The sequence below is a fragment of the Albibacterium sp. genome (assembly GCF_035514885.1).
Classification (GTDB): domain Bacteria; phylum Bacteroidota; class Bacteroidia; order Sphingobacteriales; family Sphingobacteriaceae; genus Albibacterium.
Genome location: NZ_DATJCH010000013.1, coordinates 39587 through 58728, shown reverse-complemented (window position 1 = coordinate 58728; position 19142 = coordinate 39587). Strand labels below are relative to the sequence as shown.

The following is a 19142-nucleotide window of genomic DNA, read 5'->3' as shown; positions in this document are numbered from 1 at the left end:
TGTAAACTTTAAGAGTCAATTTTTCTGCCATGTTTAAGTATAATGGCATCAATAATATTCTCGGTAATATTTGGGTAATTTACATCAATTATAGTTGTAGAATTTAACCATGCTTCTATTTTTGAAACCTGCTTCTGCTTTAAGTTCTTAATAACGGAAACTCCCATAGCTTTTAACGCTTCGGCATTGCATTGTTGTTCGAACTGCTTCTTCATCGGAATAACCATTAATTTCTTTTTTAGGAATAAAGCTTCTGCTGGAGTTTCAAATCCTGCACCACATAAAACTCCGGTCGATCCTGCCATGCTGATAATGAACCTTTCATTGTTAATACAGGAAATTGCAATATTGTTTTTAATATAGGATTCTTTTGTGTGTTTCGAGAATACTTCCCAATTGATCTCAGGAAATTTCGAAAGTATTTTAATTATCTTTTCATCACTGAAAGCCGGTAGGTATACCGTATAATGGCCCTTGTTCTGACAGCTGAGTTTGCGAATCTCATCTCTTATAACCGGGGTGTAAATTGAATCCTCATATTGTTGGAAATGGAAACCATACTGTGTGGTAGATGGTGCATAGTTTTTTAGTGTTGCTTTCCCAATTAAAGTGAATTCTTTAGGTTGTGGTGATTTTTTATTGAGTATTACGGATTGATGGCTTAGTGAGATGCAATCCTTTCCCTTTAAGTGGCATGCCCAAGCAGAAATTGGCTCAAAGTCATTGATAATAAGGTCATATTTTTCAATAGGTAATTGCTTTATTTCCGAAATAAGCCTTCTTATATCACCTTTCTTAAATGTTTCGAAAATATCAACCCCGCCCTTTTTTCCAAAAATAAAGCTCAGCCCTGAAAATTTATATTTTATCGGATAAGGGAGTTCAACGTCGGCCTGTATGCCACTAATAAGAATGTCAAGATCACCTTTGCTCTGTAAAATTGGTATTATATCCCGAGCTCTACTTAAATGACCATTGCCAGTGCCTTGAATAGCATATAGAATTTTCAATTTTTCTTTCTTCATCCGAGCTTATTGTGTTTCCAAGGCGAGGAAAGACTGGCTAAGGTAAATAATAAGACACAAGATGCCAGGTTTGCAATATAATTACTAAAGCGCTTTCTTAAGACAGCAATCTGTTCAAAATATGTTTGATTGTTATTCATAGAGATATCTTTTGTTGATATAAAAGTACTTTTCTCGTATTAATTTATAGATAAGTTAATGTGGTTATTGTGTTAATTGGATTTATGGTGTTTAATAAGAGTATAATTGCTGATTTATTATATAAAATTTGGTTTTTGTGTCGTTTGTTGTGCTTTTTATATTGTTATATTGTAATAATTGGAGTTGTTGTGTATTTATATGTTAAAAATTACATTAATTTTTATATTTATTTATGATAATTAATATTATTTATGAATTTATTTATATTTTTGATTGAAATATATGATTGATTTGTCAATTTAGTTAAACTTTATAGATATAAGTTAGATATTGTTGATAGTATTTGATGTAATCACTGGAATATTGAAATAAAAAGTTGTTTAGTTACTTAATAAATCAAAAAATGAAAACAATTTCACTTAAACAGGCAGTACCATTTCTACTATTGTTAATTATTGCAGGAGCATCGCTCTTTATTAGTCCCGAAACCATGTTTGATGATGGTCAATATAATAGTTCAGATATTGCCTGGGTCTTAATCTCTGCTGCACTGGTTTTTCTAATGACCCCTGGGCTTGCTTTCTTTTATGGTGGTATGGTAAATAGCAAAAACGTTATATCCACCATGATTAAAAGTATTGTGTCTGCAGGAGTTGTTAGCGTTCTTTGGATAGTGGTTGTTTTCAGCCTGTGTTTTGGAGAATCAATAGGAGGTGTGATTGGAAATCCTACAACCTATTTCTTTTTCCAGCATGTTGTATCCGGACAGCCATGGGCTGGTGCTCCAACTATTCCTTTTGCCGAATTTGCAATCTTTCATTTAATGTTTGCAATTATAACTCCGGGAATAGTAGTTGGTGCAGTAGCGGAAAGGATAAAGTTCACATCTTATACACTATTCATAGTTCTTTTTAGTCTATTTGTTTACGCGCCATTAGCTCATTGGAGTTGGAATCCGGATGGTTTTCTTGCAAAATTAGGCGTACTCGATTTTGCTGGAGGTACTGTTGTGCATATTTCAGCTGGTTGTGCAGCTCTTGCCGGAGTATTAGTGTTGAAAAGAAGACGTTCACATCTGTTTCATATTAAAACGAGACCAGCTAATATTACCTATGTTTTAATAGGAACCGGACTGCTTTGGTTTGGATGGTTTGGTTTTAATGCCGGATCTGCATTGGCTGCTAACGGTCTCGCTGTTTCTGCCTTTGCGACTACCAATACAGCTGCTGCCGCAGCTGGGTTAGCCTGGATGTTTTTTGATGCGTTACGTGGTAAAAAGCCTTCCGTATTAGGTTTTTGTATTGGTGCAGTAGTTGGTTTAGTGGCTATTACGCCTGGTGCAGGTTTTGTTGCCATTCCCCAAAGTATATTTATTGGTGTTGTAGCTGCAATTATTTCAAACTTGGCTGTTGAATGGAAATCAAAATCTACACTTGATGATACGCTTGATGTAATTCCTTGTCATGGAATTGGAGGTGTTGTAGGAATGATCCTAACAGGGGTGTTTGCAAACACAGCTGTAAACGGAGCTGGTGCGGATGGTTTGTTTTATGGCGGTACAGCGTTTTTCTGGGCACAGATGATAGGAGTGGTGGTTGTGGTTACTTATAGTTTTGTTGTATCCTATGGCATCTTCAAAATAGTTGATTATATCGATCCTCTTCGCGTATCTGAAGAAGAAGAAGAACAAGGGTTGGATATTACCCAACATGATGAGGAACTCTATAGCTATTCTGAAATTGATAGAATAGTGATTGAGCAAAAGGTTAAGTTGAAAATGGATAGGGAAAAGGTTATTTAGTATCTTCTTAAGTCTGTCAATTGTTAAAAAAATAAAAAGATAGCCAGCTGCCGGTAATCCACCTTATTAAATTATTAAGTTTGTATAAAGGAAAATAGAATGGAACGCATTTGGATATATCAATCGAATCTTGAACTAACAACTCAGGAAAGTGAGCAAATCATCAAAAAGCTATCTGGGTTTACTGAACAATGGAAAGCACATGGAAAACAACTTGCTGCACATGCAGAGGTGAGATATAATCGATTCATTATTCTTTTTTTAGACGAAGAAGTAGCTGCAGCAACAGGCTGTTCAATCGATAAATCAGTAAGGCTTTTAAAAGAAATACAAAGTGAGCTGAATATTGAGTTGTTTGATAGAATGTTGATTGCCTATCGTCAAGCAGATGCAATCAAAGTTGCTCCCAGATCTGTATTTGAAAATCTGATTGAAAGGGGAGAAGTAAATGAAAATACCATTGTTTTTGATAATACAGTAAGCAATAGTGAAGAGCTAGCCGCCCGGTGGGAGGTGCCAATGAAAGAAAGCTGGCATGCTAAGGTTTTCCAGCTTCCGGCTTAATCTAGCTGCTCTCTATGTTGAATAAATCTTCTATTCAGGGATTTTGCTGTAAGGCATATATCGCAAGATCGTATTGGTCTTGCGATTAATAAATCTGGTCGGTCTATTTGGCGACCAAACCCGTGGATTAGGCAAGATTGCAGCTAATAGTGCTGCTTGACGTTTTGTTAAACTAACAGCAGGTTTACCATAGTAAAATTGAGTAGCTGATTCTGCACCATATATACCAGGGCCCATTTCGATAATGTTTAAATAAACTTCTAGTATACGTTCTTTACCCCACAAGGCTTCTATTAAGATTGTGAACCAGGTTTCAAATCCCTTTCTTAGCCAGGAACGATGCGGCCAAAGGAAAACATTTTTTGCAGTTTGCTGGCTGATGGTACTACCACCTCGAATAGAATTGCCTGACCGGTTTCTTTGGAAGGCTTGATTAATAGCTTTTGCATCAAAACCACTGTGTTGCATAAACCGGGCATCTTCACTTGCAACAACGGCTAATTTTAAATTAGTTGAAATATCTTCGTAATTGATCCATTTACGTTTTATGACCTTTTCAGGAACCTCACTGTTCTCTAAATTACGCTGTATCATTAACCAGGTTACCGGTGGATTGATAAAACGATATATTAAAACCCAAGCAATGCTAAATGCGATAAAATAAATTGCCAATCGAAAGAAAAAGTATAAAATCTTTTTCTTTTTACTCGCTGGCTTCTTTTTTTTAGATGTGCGCTTAATAGCCATAAAAGATTGTTTCAAAAAAAAGGCTACCCAGTTGGATAGCCTTTTTTTGTTTTTTACTGATTAAATTATTCAGCAATTACTTCAAAAGGAACCTGAACTTTAACCTCTTTGTGTAAGTTAAGGTTAGCTACAAATTCACCAACGAATTTTGGCTCTTCTTCAAAAGTAATACGACGACGATCAACTTCGAAGCCTTGTTTTTTAAGAGCATCTGCAATTTGGATGGTATTAACCGAACCGAAAATCTTACCACTCTCGCCAGCTTTAGCACCAATGGTTAATTTTACAGATTCAAGTTTGCCAGCTAATGCTTCAGCATCTTGTTTAATTTTATCTTGTTTAAACTGAGCTTGTTTAATATTCTCAGCCAAAACTTTCTTGGCAGAAGATGTTGCTAATGCAGCAAAACCTTGAGGTATCAGGTAGTTACGACCATATCCTGGTTTTACTGAAACAATATCATCTTTCTCACCGAGCTTTTTAATATCTTGTTTTAAAATAATTTCCATGTTTCTTTACCTCCGTTTATTTTAATGAATCTGCAACATAAGGTAATAAACCAATGTGACGTGCACGTTTAACAGCTTGAGCCACTTTACGTTGAAATTTCAAAGAAGTTCCAGTCAAACGTCTAGGTAAAAGTTTACCTTGTTCGTTAATAAACTTCAATAAAAAGTTAGCGTCTTTGTAATCGATGTATTTAATACCATTCTTTTTAAAACGGCAATACTTTTTACGGTTATCGTCCACCTTAGGAGCTGTAACGTATTGAATTTTTTGTTCTTTCGCCATTATTTTGCCTCCTCAGTTTTAGGTTTCTTGTTAAATGCACCACTACGTTTTTTCTCGTTGTAGGCAATTGCATGTTTATCTAAAGCAATAGTAAGGAAACGCATAATACGCTCGTCACGCTTATACTGAAGTTCCAGTTTGCTTATAATTTCACCTGGAGCCTTAAATTCAATTAGGTGATAGAATCCGGTTGATTTCTTCTCAATCGGATACGCTAATTTTTTCAAACCCCAATTATCGTTGTGGATAATTTCGGCTCCGTTTTCAGTTAAAAAGTTGCTAAATTTTTCAATAGTTTCTTTAGCTACTTCATCTGATAACAACGGGGTAAGAATGATCACGGTTTCGTACTGTTGCATTGTTCAGTTTAAATTAATAAATTTTTATTCCACTCTAAGTGGGATGCAAAAGTACAATGAAATTTTCTAAAATACAACAAGCTAGTAATTATTCTGTTGCGAGTTGTGATTTCCTGAAAGTTATTTCAATACGGTCGTTTAATTCGTTCGCCTGTGGATTAGGACTCCCATCAGTAAGTTGGTAAGAAACCATCGGAAATCTATCTCCAGCTCCTTGTGGACTTAATGAAATATCCTTTTTAAGACCTTTATCATTCATCCATTTAACTACAGCTATGGCACGTTCTGAAGATAGTTTGGTATTAGCAGCTACGTCTCCTTCTCTGCCGCTATTTCCGGTAATTAAAACTTTACCAACTCCGCGCTCATTGATAGTTTTATAGGCTTCCTCTAAAGTAGCTTGTTCGCCATCTTTGATGATGGCTGTCCCTTCTTCAAAAATATCATTATTAGGTAACTGCAGTTTCAACTGAGTATTGGTTTCTGTAAATGTTAGCTTGCTGTTTTCTAAATTAGTTTCAGGCACTTCCGTGCTCAAATCACGGGATGGCGGATTATTATTAGAATTCGCAATACTGTCATTCATTGAAGTATCAGAATCAGTGGTTTGCTGGTTATTGCATGCAACTACACTTAATACGATAAGAGCAAGAAAAGAAGTTCTTAAGATTTTCATTTTATATTTATTTAATACTCGTTTGGCGAATGTGGTTATTTATGTTTTAACTAAACGCTAAAATAAGGATTTTGTTTAATTTGCTATTCTCTTTCTTTTTTTCAAGCCCAGGCTTTCAAGTTTACACTATTATGCTGTATCTTCGTGGCAATGGATAGCTTTATTGTTTCAGCAAGAAAATACCGCCCGGCAACATTCGAAACCATTGTTGGACAACTACATATAACCGGTACGCTAAAAAATGCAATTAAGAATAATCAACTTGCACAAGCCTTTTTATTTTGTGGGCCAAGAGGGGTAGGGAAGACTACTTGTGCACGTATTTTAGCTAAAACAATTAATTGTCAGAACCTAACATCTGAGGTTGAAGCCTGTGGTGAATGTGATAGTTGCCTAGCTTTCCAGAATGGAAATTCCTTTAATGTTCATGAACTAGATGCGGCTTCTAATAATTCAGTCGAAGATATTCGAAGTCTGATAGAGCAGGTTCGTATCCCACCGCAAGCAGGGAAATACAAAGTATATATCATAGATGAGGTTCATATGCTTTCGGCTCAGGCTTTCAATGCATTCTTGAAAACATTGGAAGAACCGCCTTCTTATGCTAAATTTATCTTGGCAACAACTGAGAAGCATAAAATCTTGCCGACCATCCTATCACGTTGTCAGATTTTTGATTTTAATAGAATACGAGTAGAAGATATAGCCAACCATTTGCAATACATTGCAGAAAAGGAAGGGGTGGCTTTTGATCAGGATGGTCTTCACCTTATCGCGCAAAAATCAGACGGAGGTTTAAGGGATGCTCTATCTATGTTTGATCAACTGGTAAGTTTCTCCAATAAAAATCTAAGCTACCAAGCCGTAATCGATAACTTAAACGTTCTTGATTATGATTATTATTTCAAAATTACTCAAGCCATACAGGAAGAAGATAGCTCCAAGTGCCTGGTCCTGTTTGATGAAATACTGTCCAATGGTTTCGACGGAAGCCACTTTATCTCAGGTTTAGCGAGTCATTTCAGAAACCTGTTGGTAGCGAAAGATATTCAAACTATTAAGTTGCTTGAAGTTAGTAGATCCATTAAAGAACGCTATTTAAATCAAGCTGAAAAGATCAGTCAGGGCTTGCTACTCTCAGGATTGAATATTGCCAATCAATGCGAAATTCAATATAAAACAAGCCGCAATCAGCGACTACAGGTAGAGATAGCCCTGCTCAAGATGTGTCATATAGCTGCAGCTATCCAGCTCACTAAAATGCCCCTGCCAACTGAGCAATCTCAGGAGATTAAAAAAAAAACTAAAGACACCAAGCCATTAGTAAATAGAGAAACACCGAAGGTCAAAGAAGTTCAAAAGGAAGTCTCTAAAGAAGAGGTGCCTGTAAGTCCAAAGCCAAAACTGGTGTTACCCAAGTTTGGTGACATAGCCATTAATGCACATATTCCTAACCTCAATGCTGTTTTTGAAGAAAAGAAGGTAGATTATAAAAAAGATCCCGAATATATTCAAGGAAATACTGAAGAGCCATTTGAAGAACAGGACTTTTTGTTGTATTGGAAGAATTTTGCCGAGCAAGCAAAAGCTGAGAATAAGATCAATTTATATATCTTGATGACTGCCAACGCCCCTGCACTTCAGGACGACCATCAGGTAGCTGTCATAATTGAAAACCAATTGCAACAGCAACTTCTCATAGAATCTAAGATTGATTTGTTAAACTATTTGAGACAAAAGCTTAAAAACTTTAAAATTGATCTGATTCCTGTACTGCAAAAGACCGATATCATAAGAAAGCCTGTTACTGATACAGAGAAATACCAAGCGATGCTTTCTAAAAATCCTTTGTTAGACCAATTCAGAAAAGAATTTAATTTGGGTTTTGAATAAACCTAATAAGCGTATTTTTGTTATATGCTCTTATTAACATACTGATTATAAAATACTATGAAAAGGAGAAATTTTCTTACAACCTCAGGTTTGGCTCTGGGCTTATTAACTATGAACAGACAAAGCTCTTTTGCTTCTTTATTGCAAGAGCCTACTTATAAATTTAAAGCTTTAAGAAACAATGTTGGTGCTTTTACCGAAAGAGGCGGTACCATTGGATGGCTGAATTCTGCGGACGGATTTGTTGTTGTTGATGCACAATTTCCAGACACAGCACCCCATGTAATTAGTGAGTTAAAGAAATTAGGTGCGAAATCATTCACGCATTTAATCAATACTCATCATCACGGCGATCATACAGCAGGAAATATTGCTTTTAAAGGTATTGTTGGAAATGTTGTAGCACATAATAATTCGCTGATCAATCAGAAAGCCACTGCAACCGCTCAAGGTAGTGAGGCACAACAGCTATTTCCTGATACCGTTTTTACAGATAGTTGGGAATTAAAGACAAGTGACGAACTTATAAAAGCTCATTATTTTGGGCCCGGACATACCAATGGTGATGCCATGATCCATTTTCAAAATGCAAATATTGTGCATACAGGAGATTTGGTTTTTAACCGCCGCTTTCCGTTTATAGACCGCTCGGCAGGTGCAAATATTAAAAGTTGGATAACTGTTTTGCAGAAGGCAATGGACCAATTCGATAATGATACTCTATTTGTCTTTGGTCATAGTCTGGATCCTGAGAAATACACTGGCAGCAAAGCAGATATAAAAGCTTTCCAGAATTACTTAGAATCTTTGCTTGCCATGGTTGAAAGTAAAATTAAGGACGGTCAAAGTTTAGAAGAAATCCTGAAAATTCAGTCGGTTTCGGGTGCTCAGGAATGGAAAGGCGATGGTATTCAGCGAAGCCTTCAAGCTGCTTATGAGGAATTAACTAGCTAATGAGTTTTTATTTAACTTAATCAATAAACTAAGCATTACAAAGAAAGCCCTTGCTCTAAAAGAGTAAGGGCTTTCTTTGTAATGAACAAATATTAAAGGCGAATCAAACGCGAACCAAACAGGGTTCAATCAGGCATAATGTGCGAGTCTTGCCCCTGTTTGGTCCCTGTTTGACCCCTGTTTGACCCCTGTTTGGGCAGAACGGAATAAAACGATGCCTTCCTTATAGGTAGCTACGTGTCTTAGCCTATATTACTATACTATTTGTAAGAAGTATTGATTTTTTTTAGGTCATAACCTATAACAGAGCTTTCTTTACTGTATCATTAAATGGAGTTGTAGGATGTCCGATTAATTTGGAAAGTACTTTACTGTCATTGAATAAGTCTCCTTTTGAAGCACCGATATCCCAGCTGGCAATAGATTGCGCAAGGCCTTCTGGTAAGCCTGCTGATTTTAAGATTCCAGCATATTCTTCTTCAGGAAGATTGTTATAAGGAATATCTTTTCCTGTTTGGCGTGATATTTCGGCAGCCAAGTCTTTTAGTGTAAAAGACTCATCGCCTGCCAGTTCGTATGTTTTTCCTTGATGTCCTTCGCTTGTTAGAACTACTGCCGCAGCTTCAGCATAATCTTCCCTTGAAGCTGAAGATATCTTTCCTTCTCCAGCACTTCCAATAAATGCACCTGCGTCTATAGCTCCGGATATGGAGTTCTGGTAATTTTCTGTGTACCAACCATTCCTTAAAATAGTATAAGGAATTCCAGAAGCTTTCAATAGATCCTCTGTTGCCAGATGCTCTGGTGCGAGGCTTAAAGAAGAAGTATCGGCATATAGCATGCTAGTGTAAACGATCAATTTTATATTAGCTGCCAGTGCAGCTTTAATAACATTCTCGTGCTGTGTTTTACGTTTACCTAGTTCGGCACCAGAAATCAACAATAAATAATCAATTCCTTGTAAGGGGGCAGTTAATGTTTCTGGTTTTGAATAATCGAATGCCCGTGCTTCAATTCCTAGATCAGCAGCTTTTGCTGGTGAGCGCACTAGGGCTATTAAGTTTTCTGAATTAGTTTTTTGTTTTAATTTTTCTACTACCAAACGACCTAGTTGTCCTGTAGCTCCTGTGATACCTATTTTCATGAATTGTATTTGTAATAAATGTTGTTACATTTAATGTGAAAAAAATATTAAAATTGTTCTATAAAGCTTTTTAAAGTTTTTGTTTGAAGTGAAGCAAGTACTAGTTCATCTGTTTCATTGAATAAGGTGTCTAATTCCTTATTTATGTCTTTGCCAATGGGACATTTAGAATTTGGGTTCTGATTCTTTTTTCCAAGTATATCTGAATTTTTTACTACTTTGTAAAGTTCTGCTAGTGTAATGTTTTCGCTAGAAGTATTCAACATAAAGCCACCTTCTTTGCCTTTTCGACTAATTACCCAGCCTTGCTCCTGTAAGATGCTCAGTTCCTTTCTTACGATAACGGGGTTGATATTAATGCTGCCTGCAATCCATTCAGAGTTTAACCATTCTCCCATTTTTGTAGCCAAAATAGTTAGGATATGTATGATCGTTGCAAACCTTGTATTGTTCATATTAGAGACAAAGTTACTATTAATTTTAATTGTAACAATACGTATTACAATTAAGTTAGAGAGTTTTTTCTCAATGTTAATACTGGGATCGGGTTAGGTTAGGACAGTTGTAATGAGGAGCATGATCATAGGGACTGTTATTATACTCTTGTTCTTTCTGGGAAAGCGGGCTAATTGCAATCGATCATTCCTTCCGGATAAATTACGGGGCTGAGATAGGGGATATCCAGATTAGAGCCTCTCAATATAAACCATACTCCCATTATCAAAAATAGAGTAGGTAACCAAGAAGAAAGTTTAAAAGGGATGATCTTTTTGATGTAATTGCCTGAAATGCCGGTTAGGAGCATAAGGGGTAAAGTTCCTAAACCGAATAACATCATAAACCTTCCTCCTCCTAAAGTAGTTCCTGTATTTAGTGCGGTGGCTAAAGCTATGTAAACCATACCACATGGTAAGAAACCATTTAATATGCCTGCAATAAAATTACCACCAGGTTTATAGAGCCAGTAACCTATTTTTTTAAATAGGGGTGCGAAAAGTTTTTGTTGTAGTTTAATTAGTTTAGCATAGTTTGAGTGTCTACTGAAAAAAGTAAATAATCCGACCGTTAACAGAAAGCCACCGGTAACGATGCTCAACCCTTGTTGCCATCCTTTGTATTCCGCTCCTATGGATATGAATCCGATAAGCATTCCCAAAGCAGAATAGGTAAGTATTCTTCCAATCTGATAGATGATGCGATTGATGATAACCTGACTATGACTTTTTCCAGATGAAGGAAGTGCAAGTAAGAGCGGGCCGCACATTGCAACGCAATGTAAGCTGCCAAGAAGACCCATAAAGAATGCAAGATAGTTGATACTCATGGTATAAATATATTTTTTTCAAACAGGAATGGAGTGTCTTCATGTTCCCAATTTATTTGAATTTTCCATTCTCCATTTGAAATGTTATCCGTTGGTATTTTTAAAACCTTGTTGTCAATAGTGAACGGGATTTGTTGATCTAAAGATGAGTCGGATGTGCGCTGAAGATTAAGAATTCCATTGTTTCCGTTTTCAGTGAAAGTAATTTGCAAATAATTATCCTTTACATTGATTGAAGGTTCTGCTTTTAATTCCCGCACATTTGTTTTCTGATTATAAGTAGAATCGTAATTTATTCCTTTTTCATAATAGTTATCCTCAATCAATGTGTCGTGATCTTGAGATACCATATAGATTCCTGTTCCTACGGCTACCACCATAAAAATCAATAATGTTATAAAAATTTTTACTCCCCAGTTCATATTAATCTGTTGGTGGTGATATAAATGTAGTTTTTAAGGTTTCTAATGTTTTCTCTTCAGAAACTACGATAATTTTAAGGTTCGTTTTATAGTCTTTAATATTCTTTGAATCGGCAATCAGAAAGAAGCTAAACTGTGCTGTCTCGTCTTTAGCAAGAACCTCTCGCGAGTTTACGAGTTTAATTTTGAAGTTTTTATCGAGTGATTCAAGTTTAAAAGGAAGCTCATTGCCTGATTTATTGATAAGTTCTAAATTATAGAGATTACTTACCGTGCCATCTGCATTCATCTGATAGCTTGTGCCTTTAGCCCGTAAAAGAGTTCCGCCTACCGTAGTTCTTGAAAAGATAAGCCAGCCAAAAACGACTAAAAGTAAAGCTAATACAATTGAATAAGCAAGGATACGGGCGTTATTCTTTTCGTTGGTATTCTCTTCAATCTGCTTAGAAGAATAGAACCCAATTAACTTTGGAGGCCTGTTTATCTTTTCCATAACATCGTCGCAGGCATCAATACAAGCAGTACAGTTTACACATTCTAGCTGTAAGCCATCACGGATATCAATACCAGTTGGACAAACCTGCACGCATAGGTTGCAATCAATGCAGTCGCCTGTTTCGACAGGCTGTTCTTCTTTCTTTTTAATATGGCTGCGAGGTTCACCACGTTGGTAATTATAAGCAACTACTAAGCTTTGATCATCCAACAATACTCCTTGTAAGCGGCCGTATGGGCATATTGTTGTGCAAACTATTTCTCTGACGTATGCAAATACACCATAAAACATCAAGGTAAAAATGATTATAGAAACCAATCCTCCTAAATGCTGTGTTACCGGATCAGTTATAATTTTATAGAGCTGGTCGACTCCAATTACATAGGATAGAAAAAGGTTTGAAATCAGAAATGAGATGGACAGGAAAATGAAGTGCTTTAATGTCTTCTTAGCTATTTTATTGCTTGTATTAGGCCCGTTGTTTAGTTTACGCTGCTGGTTTGCATCCCCTTCAATCCAGTACTCAATCTTTCTGAAAATCAGTTCCATGAAAATGGTCTGCGGGCATGCCCATCCACACCATACCCGTCCATAGACCACTGTAAATAAGACAATAAAGACCATAAAGACAAGCATTCCGAAGACGAATATATGCATGTCTTGCGGCCAGAATACGGTGCCAAAAATGACGAACTTTCTATCTAGGATATTAAAGAGAAGAAATTGTTCTCCGTTTACTTTAATGAAAGGCATTGCTATAAAAATAGCTAACAAAGAATAACCAAACCAGTGTCGATATTTTAAAAGTTTTCCATGTGGCTTCTTTGCATAAATAGGCCTTGGTATTTTTGCTGATATGGTTGGTTTGTATTCTGTTGTTGCCATTTTTATTTAGATTTTAACCTCTTCAGTATTTGTTGGCTCTTCTGTAGCGGTGGTTTCTTTCTTATCTCCCTCCGGATCTTTTGGATTAGGCGGGTTGGTCCCTGCAAGGGATAGGATAAAGTTTGAAACCTGAGCAATTTGTACCGGAGTCAGGTTAGCTTCCCAAGGCACCATTCCTTTTTCAGGAACTCCATACTTGACTGTTCTGAATATTTCTCCAACTTCACCGCCGTGCAGCCAATATTCGTCAGCAAGATTAGGCCCTATTAATCCTTCTCCTTGGTTTCCATGGCACATTCCGCAGTTCTGTAAGAATATTTCTTGTCCCGCAGCCACAAACTCAGGGCTTAAATTCAATGTGACTGAATTTTCATCTATGTTACTGCCGGAGCTTTCCAGAAATTCTATTCGCTGCTTTTCACCTGCCTGCATCGCTGCCTGGTACTCTTCGTCCTGTGTCATTCCCCAGCCAAATACGTGATATACTAACAGGTATCCGATTGCAAAAACAATTGAAGAGTAGAACAATGCATTGAACCACATTGGGATGGGATTGTCAAGTTCACGGATACCATCATATTCATGATCTATCATGATCTCTTCTTCTTTATCTAGTGGATTTAAACCCCAGATTTTATTCCATCTTTCTTTACGTTGTACCTTCTTGTTAGTATTGGGGGTTATCAATGCTTTTTCTTCCTGTTCTAGATCTGGCATTGTTACTTTTATAATGGTTTTTAATGCCTTTAAAATAACGATTGCCGCAATTAATAAGGTGATAAAAAGAACAATTGTTACAATGATTAAATAGGTAGAAGGAATATTCTCAAGGCCAAAGCTTGTCGCGCTTTCAGCTGTTGCCGGATCTGTTATAACTGTTTCCATATTTTAGAGATTTTCAGTATCTATTTTGTTTATTTCGCTATCCTCTTCTAAAGGCATCTGGCTCATTTGCTCTGCATAATCTTTTTTCATTCGGAACAACATGATTGCTACTATAATGAAAAAGGCTAAAAACATTAATAATGAGAATATTAGATATCGTTCGTCACCGTTTAGGTTTGTGATTTGTTTAAACATAATTCTTTATTATTTCTTATCGATCGTTTCTGTTATTTCGTATCTGCGTTTACTTTTATATCAGTTCCTAAGCGTTGCAGATAGGCAATTAGCGCAATTATTTCTTTATCGCTATCAGTTTTAACCTGGTTGGCTTCTAAATCTTTTACAATCAGTTCAGCTTGTCTGCGTGCATCTTCAATAGATTTATCTGCATAATCGGTTGTATAGGGAACTCCAAGTATGGTTAATGCCCTGATTTTTCCCGGAGTGGAGGCATAGTCAAGGTCTTGTGTAAGTAACCATGGATAAGCTGGCATAATGCTTCCTGGAGAAGTAATTGTCGGATCCAGCATATGGTCATAATGCCACTTGTTTGGATACTTTTGTCCTATACGATGCAAATCAGGTCCAGTTCTTTTCGATCCCCACAGGTAAGTATAATCATAAACATATTCTCCAGCTTTGCTGTATTCTCCATAGCGAGCTGTTTCTGAGCGGAATGGCCGGATCATTTGAGTGTGACATCCCATACAGCCTTCGCGTATATAAATGTCTCGTCCTTGAATTTCAAGGGGAGTATAAGGCTTAACGCTTGCTATGGTTGGTACGTTGGAGGATATCATAAAAGTTGGCATCATCTCTACCATTCCGCCAATGAGTATGGCAATAAGTGCTAAAACCATAAATAATACCGGTTTGCGCTCTAAACGACGGTGTACTCCCTTTTCTTTAACAATGGTTGGTTCTAAAGGCATCGCCTCAGCATATTCATTAGCCACCAGTTGACCTTGTTTCATGGTCTTAACAAGGTTAAATGCCATCATGATAACACCGCTCAAATATAAGGCACCGCCAACGGCACGCATCATATACATTGGAAGGATTTGCAATACAGTAGTTAGGAAGTTACCATATTTTAAGGTTCCCTCAGGTGTGAATTCTTTCCACATTAAACCTTGTACAACAGCCGCCCAATAGAGAGGTATGGCATAAAACAGGATTCCTAAAGTTCCTAACCAAAAGTGAATTGATGATAGTTTTTTAGAGTAGAGTGTAGTATTGTAGATTCTTGGTATTAACCAATATAGGATACCGAAAACCATAAAGCCATTCCATCCTAAAGCTCCAACGTGTACGTGGGCTACAATCCAGTCTGTAAAGTGGGCAATGGCATTTACCTGTTTAAGAGAAAGCATTGGACCTTCGAAGGTTGCCATTCCATAGCAAGTTAGCGCTACTACCATGAACTTTAGCATGGGTTCGGATCTAACCTTATCCCAAGCTCCTCTTAAAGTCAATAATCCGTTAATCATTCCTCCCCAGCTAGGTGCAATCAGCATGATTGAAAATACAACACCTAAATTTTGAACCCATTCGGGTAAAGCTGTATAAAGTAAATGGTGTGGGCCTGCCCAGATATAAATAAATATTAAGGACCAGAAGTGCAAGATACTCAGTTTATAAGAGTATATTGGACGGTTAGCCATCTTTGGTAAGAAATAGTACATCATTCCCAAGAAAGGAGTTGTGAGGAAAAATGCTACTGCATTATGACCGTACCACCATTGTACTAATGCATCTTGAACTCCGGCATATATGTAATAACTTTTCCATCCACTAACCGGTAATTGAACTGAGTTGACAATGTAAAGAACCGCCACCGTAACAAAAGTTGCAATGTAGAACCAGATTGCAACATACATATGTCGTTCTCTTCGTTTGATGATGGTTCCAAACATATTAATTCCAAAAATTACCCATACGACTACTACTGCAATATCAATTGGCCACTCCATTTCTGCATATTCATGCGAGGAGGTGAACCCCATTGCCAAAGTTATTATGGAGGCTACAATGATTGACTGCCATCCCCAAAAATGAACCTTACTTAGAAAGTCACTATACATCCTTGCCTTTAAAAGACGCTGCATAGAATAGTACACACTCATGAAGATTGCATTTCCTACAAAGGCAAAAATGACCCCATTGGTATGTATTGGCCTGATTCTGCCAAAGGTTGTATACTGGGTTTCAAAATTCATAAATGGCCAGAATAGCTGTATGGCAGCCAATAAGCCGACAGTCATACCTGTGATACCCCAGACAAGAGTGGCTATGCCAAAATTTCTTACAATCTTGTTGTCGTAGGAGAATTTTTCGATCTGCATAATTTTCAATTAATAGTTTTCGGATGATTAATGATTCGGTAAAAATATTGCTATTAGTTAAATGACAATGTGATGATAATTGAGTATAAAAGTGATTGATATCACTTATTAATCATTTAACTGTGTAGAAGATTCTGTGTCAGATGATTTTGGTTCTTCGTCATCAAACAGGATTCTGATGGCAGGTGTGTGAGTGTCATCGTGTTGTCCGGTTTTATTAGCCCAGATGAACGCACCTAAGAAAACTAATGCGATAAAGACACTGCAACCGATGAGAAAGTAGATCATTTCCATATTAACTGCTTTTTAATTTATTTTTTCTAGCGTAGATATGTGTAGTAATGCTGGTAAACGATATAATGGTAATGGTGCTGAGAGGCATTAAAATAGCTGCAAATAGAGGCGACATGGTGCCTTGTATTGCGAAGAATAATCCGATTACATTATAGGAGAGTGAAATAATGAAACTAAAATAGATTACTTTCATGGCATCCTGAGCGAATGTCAGAAATTGGGGCAGCTTGTTTAACGAACTTCCTTCCAGTATTGCGTCACATCCGGGTGAAAAGCTATTGATATCATCACTTATTGCGATTCCAAAATCAGCTTGTTTTAAAGCACCGGCATCGTTTAATCCGTCCCCAATCATGCAAACCATTTTATCGGATGATTGCATGTTTTGTATGTAGCTAAGTTTTTCTTGCGGCAATTGATTGAAGTGCATGTTGTTTGCTGGAAAAACCTCTTGCAGTACTTCTCTATCCTTGTCTTGATCGCCGGAGATCAGGTGCAAGTCATAGGTAGTTGCAAGATCTGAGATGAGCGTGCTTAAATCCTCTCTCCAAGGTTGGAGAATAGAAAAATAACCTTTTATTTCATTGTCTATTGCTATATAGACGCTGCTTCCTGCGTCTGCTTCGGTTTTAGCTTTTGTAAAATTAGCACTGCCTATTTTTATAGAATTCCCATTAACATTTGCTTGTATTCCCTTTCCGGCGATTTCCTGATAGTCTTGTATGCTTTCGAGGGTGTCAATTTTAAGCCAATTGACAATTTGGATACTTAGTGGATGGCTGGAATTTCTGCAAACAGATGCGACTGCTCGTAGTTCTGATTCTTTTAGGTGACCTGCAAATTGTATATGTTGTGATTTCGGAGAAGTTATGGTACCTGTTTTATCAAAAACGAGAGAATTTATTTTTGCTAACTGTTCTATTGCTCCTGTATTTTTAATGAAGAAACAATTCTTATCAAAAATACTAAGAGCTGCAGAAAGTGTGAACGGTGAGCTAAGTGCCAATGCACAAGGACATGCTATGATTAAAACTGCTGTAAATGCTGCCCATGCCTTATCTGTATTGCTATTAAAAAGCCAGAAGATAGCAGCTGATGTTGCGATAGCGAGTAATATTATTGTGAAGTATTTACTAATACTATTGCTGAATGTTTGAAATTTGCGATTGTACTGTTTGTAGTTTTCGTTATTCCATAAGTTGGTAAGATAGCTTTGTGAGACGGATTTAACTATTTCCAATTCAATGGCTTCACCCAACTGGCGGCCGCCGGCATAGATGATTTCTCCCAATGTTTTTTTTACCGGGTTTGATTCTCCGGTAACGAAGCTAAAATCTATTGCAGCCTTTCCTTTAAGGAGGATTGCGTCTGCAGGGATAATTTCATTATTTCTGATGAGTATTCTTTCCCCGACTTCGAGATCAGCGATGGCTTTAGGCTGTTTTTGTTTGTTTTGAATTGAGGTGACAGCAACAGGAAAATAGGATCGATAATCTCTTTCAAATGATAGGTGATAGAAGGTACGGTTCTGTATCCATTTTCCGATTAATATAAAGAATACCAATCCGCATAGGGTGTCGGAGAACCCAGGTCCGCTTTGAGCTATTATTTCAACTGCTGATCTGAAAAATAAGATGAAGATCCCGAGTGCAAGGGGTACATCTAGGTTGACTTGTTTTAATTTTAAACTGTTGTAGGCTGATATAAAATAATCTCTTGCACTATATAATAATACCGGTATTGCGAAACTTAAGTTCAGCCAATTGAACAACGTAGCGTACTCTTTGTCGATTGCTCCGAATCCAAAATATTCAGGTAAACTGAACAGCATGACATTCCCAAAACAGAATCCCGCTACTGCGATTTTTCTAACTAATGAGTTTTGATTGACCGTTTTCTGCTTTTTTACAACATCTTGTAAGGTAATTATTGGTTCATAACCGATGGCTATTAATAATTCAATTAGTTTTTTTAGGCTTATCTCTGAATGTTTGAATTTGATTGCTGCCTGTTTCTTGGTAAAATCAATTCTGGATTGTACGATGGAGGTATTTAATTTATAAAGATTTTCTAATAACCAGATACATGAGCTGCAATGAATGGCAGGAATGTATAAAGTTATATGTGTGTATTCATTGTCTTGAAAGTCAATAAGTTTTTGAGCTATTTTAGGCTCATTCAGGTATTCAAGATGCTCTGCTTTTTTATCTTGAGCTTTACCAGGGTGATCATTGTATTTATAATAATTCTTTAAATTATTGGTACTTAAGATGGAGTAAACACTTTGGCAGCCTAAGCAGCAAAATTCATGACTGTCTTCTTGAAATAGATCAGAATAAACGGGATCTCCACAATGGAAACAATAAATTTTTTCGTTGATTGCTTTGTTCTGCAT

At 36.9% G+C, this 19142-nt stretch carries 20 protein-coding genes; 4 read left to right on the top strand and 16 right to left on the bottom strand.

Annotation, left to right across the window (positions count from 1 at the left end):
- Positions 1–8: 8 nt before the first annotated feature.
- Positions 9–1025: a glycosyltransferase family protein gene (locus tag VL047_RS08055; RefSeq protein ID WP_325359610.1), complete on the bottom strand. Its 1017-nt coding sequence runs from the start codon at positions 1023–1025 to the stop codon at positions 9–11.
- A 544-nt stretch (positions 1026–1569) separates the two neighbouring features.
- On the opposite strand from VL047_RS08055, the gene VL047_RS08050 reads away from it, so the two are divergent.
- Positions 1570–2967, top strand: coding sequence for an ammonium transporter (locus VL047_RS08050; protein ID WP_325359609.1), 1398 nt, complete (start codon positions 1570–1572; stop codon positions 2965–2967).
- A 99-nt stretch (positions 2968–3066) separates the two neighbouring features.
- Positions 3067–3531, top strand: coding sequence for an ABC transporter ATPase (locus VL047_RS08045; RefSeq protein WP_325359608.1), 465 nt, complete (start codon positions 3067–3069; stop codon positions 3529–3531).
- Between the two features lie 30 nt (positions 3532–3561).
- Here VL047_RS08045 and mtgA read toward each other — a convergent pair whose 3' ends face one another.
- The 5 genes from mtgA to VL047_RS08020 all read right to left on the bottom strand — a co-directional run bounded on the left by mtgA (position 3562) and on the right by VL047_RS08020 (position 6105).
- On the bottom strand, positions 3562–4278 hold the full coding sequence (gene mtgA / locus VL047_RS08040) for a monofunctional biosynthetic peptidoglycan transglycosylase (RefSeq protein ID WP_325359607.1): 717 nt from the start codon (positions 4276–4278) through the stop codon (positions 3562–3564).
- A 65-nt stretch (positions 4279–4343) separates the two neighbouring features.
- The gene (gene rplI, locus VL047_RS08035; protein ID WP_325359606.1) at positions 4344–4787 is read right to left on the bottom strand and encodes a 50S ribosomal protein L9; all 444 of its coding nucleotides are present in this window, start codon (positions 4785–4787) and stop codon (positions 4344–4346) included.
- Positions 4788–4803: 16 nt separating this feature from the next.
- A complete protein-coding gene (gene rpsR / locus VL047_RS08030) occupies positions 4804–5070 on the bottom strand; it encodes a 30S ribosomal protein S18 (protein WP_132222074.1) in 267 nt (88 codons plus the stop codon).
- The gene (gene rpsF / locus VL047_RS08025; protein ID WP_325359605.1) at positions 5070–5429 is read right to left on the bottom strand and encodes a 30S ribosomal protein S6; all 360 of its coding nucleotides are present in this window, start codon (positions 5427–5429) and stop codon (positions 5070–5072) included. The genes rpsR and rpsF overlap by 1 nt, the downstream gene beginning before the upstream one ends.
- A gap of 88 nt (positions 5430–5517) precedes the next feature.
- Positions 5518–6105, bottom strand: coding sequence for an OmpA family protein (locus VL047_RS08020; RefSeq protein WP_325359604.1), 588 nt, complete (start codon positions 6103–6105; stop codon positions 5518–5520).
- A gap of 150 nt (positions 6106–6255) precedes the next feature.
- On the opposite strand from VL047_RS08020, the gene VL047_RS08015 reads away from it, so the two are divergent.
- Both VL047_RS08015 and VL047_RS08010 read left to right on the top strand, forming a co-directional pair.
- Complete coding sequence (locus VL047_RS08015; protein ID WP_325359603.1) at positions 6256–7998, top strand: DNA polymerase III subunit gamma/tau; 1743 nt, start codon at positions 6256–6258, stop codon at positions 7996–7998.
- 57 nt (positions 7999–8055) lie between these two features.
- Complete coding sequence (locus VL047_RS08010; RefSeq protein WP_325359602.1) at positions 8056–8952, top strand: MBL fold metallo-hydrolase; 897 nt, start codon at positions 8056–8058, stop codon at positions 8950–8952.
- Positions 8953–9250: 298 nt separating this feature from the next.
- Here the strand turns inward: VL047_RS08010 and VL047_RS08005 are convergent, their stop codons facing one another.
- The 10 genes from VL047_RS08005 to VL047_RS07960 all read right to left on the bottom strand — a co-directional run bounded on the left by VL047_RS08005 (position 9251) and on the right by VL047_RS07960 (position 19142).
- Positions 9251–10096, bottom strand: a complete 846-nt coding sequence (locus tag VL047_RS08005) for an SDR family oxidoreductase (protein ID WP_325359601.1) — start codon at positions 10094–10096, stop codon at positions 9251–9253.
- 47 nt (positions 10097–10143) lie between these two features.
- Positions 10144–10551, bottom strand: coding sequence for an Rrf2 family transcriptional regulator (locus VL047_RS08000; protein WP_325359600.1), 408 nt, complete (start codon positions 10549–10551; stop codon positions 10144–10146).
- 170 nt (positions 10552–10721) lie between these two features.
- Positions 10722–11420 (bottom strand): sulfite exporter TauE/SafE family protein, encoded by a 699-nt coding sequence (locus tag VL047_RS07995; protein ID WP_325359599.1) that lies wholly within the window; start codon positions 11418–11420, stop codon positions 10722–10724.
- Positions 11417–11842: a FixH family protein gene (locus VL047_RS07990; protein ID WP_325359598.1), complete on the bottom strand. Its 426-nt coding sequence runs from the start codon at positions 11840–11842 to the stop codon at positions 11417–11419. Before VL047_RS07990 ends, VL047_RS07995 begins: the two co-directional genes overlap by 4 nt.
- A 1-nt stretch (position 11843) precedes the next feature.
- Entirely contained in the window at positions 11844–13223 is a 1380-nt protein-coding gene (gene ccoG / locus VL047_RS07985) for a cytochrome c oxidase accessory protein CcoG (protein WP_325359597.1), read from the bottom strand.
- 6 nt (positions 13224–13229) lie between these two features.
- Positions 13230–14108: a cbb3-type cytochrome c oxidase N-terminal domain-containing protein gene (locus VL047_RS07980; RefSeq protein ID WP_325359596.1), complete on the bottom strand. Its 879-nt coding sequence runs from the start codon at positions 14106–14108 to the stop codon at positions 13230–13232.
- A gap of 3 nt (positions 14109–14111) precedes the next feature.
- Entirely contained in the window at positions 14112–14303 is a 192-nt protein-coding gene (locus VL047_RS07975) for a hypothetical protein (RefSeq protein WP_325359595.1), read from the bottom strand.
- A 32-nt stretch (positions 14304–14335) separates the two neighbouring features.
- Positions 14336–16453, bottom strand: a complete 2118-nt coding sequence (ccoN, locus tag VL047_RS07970; protein ID WP_325359594.1) for a cytochrome-c oxidase, cbb3-type subunit I — start codon at positions 16451–16453, stop codon at positions 14336–14338.
- Positions 16454–16561: 108 nt separating this feature from the next.
- A complete protein-coding gene (gene ccoS / locus VL047_RS07965) occupies positions 16562–16747 on the bottom strand; it encodes a cbb3-type cytochrome oxidase assembly protein CcoS (RefSeq protein WP_325359593.1) in 186 nt (61 codons plus the stop codon).
- A gap of 1 nt (position 16748) precedes the next feature.
- Positions 16749–19142: a heavy metal translocating P-type ATPase gene (locus VL047_RS07960; RefSeq protein ID WP_325359592.1), complete on the bottom strand. Its 2394-nt coding sequence runs from the start codon at positions 19140–19142 to the stop codon at positions 16749–16751.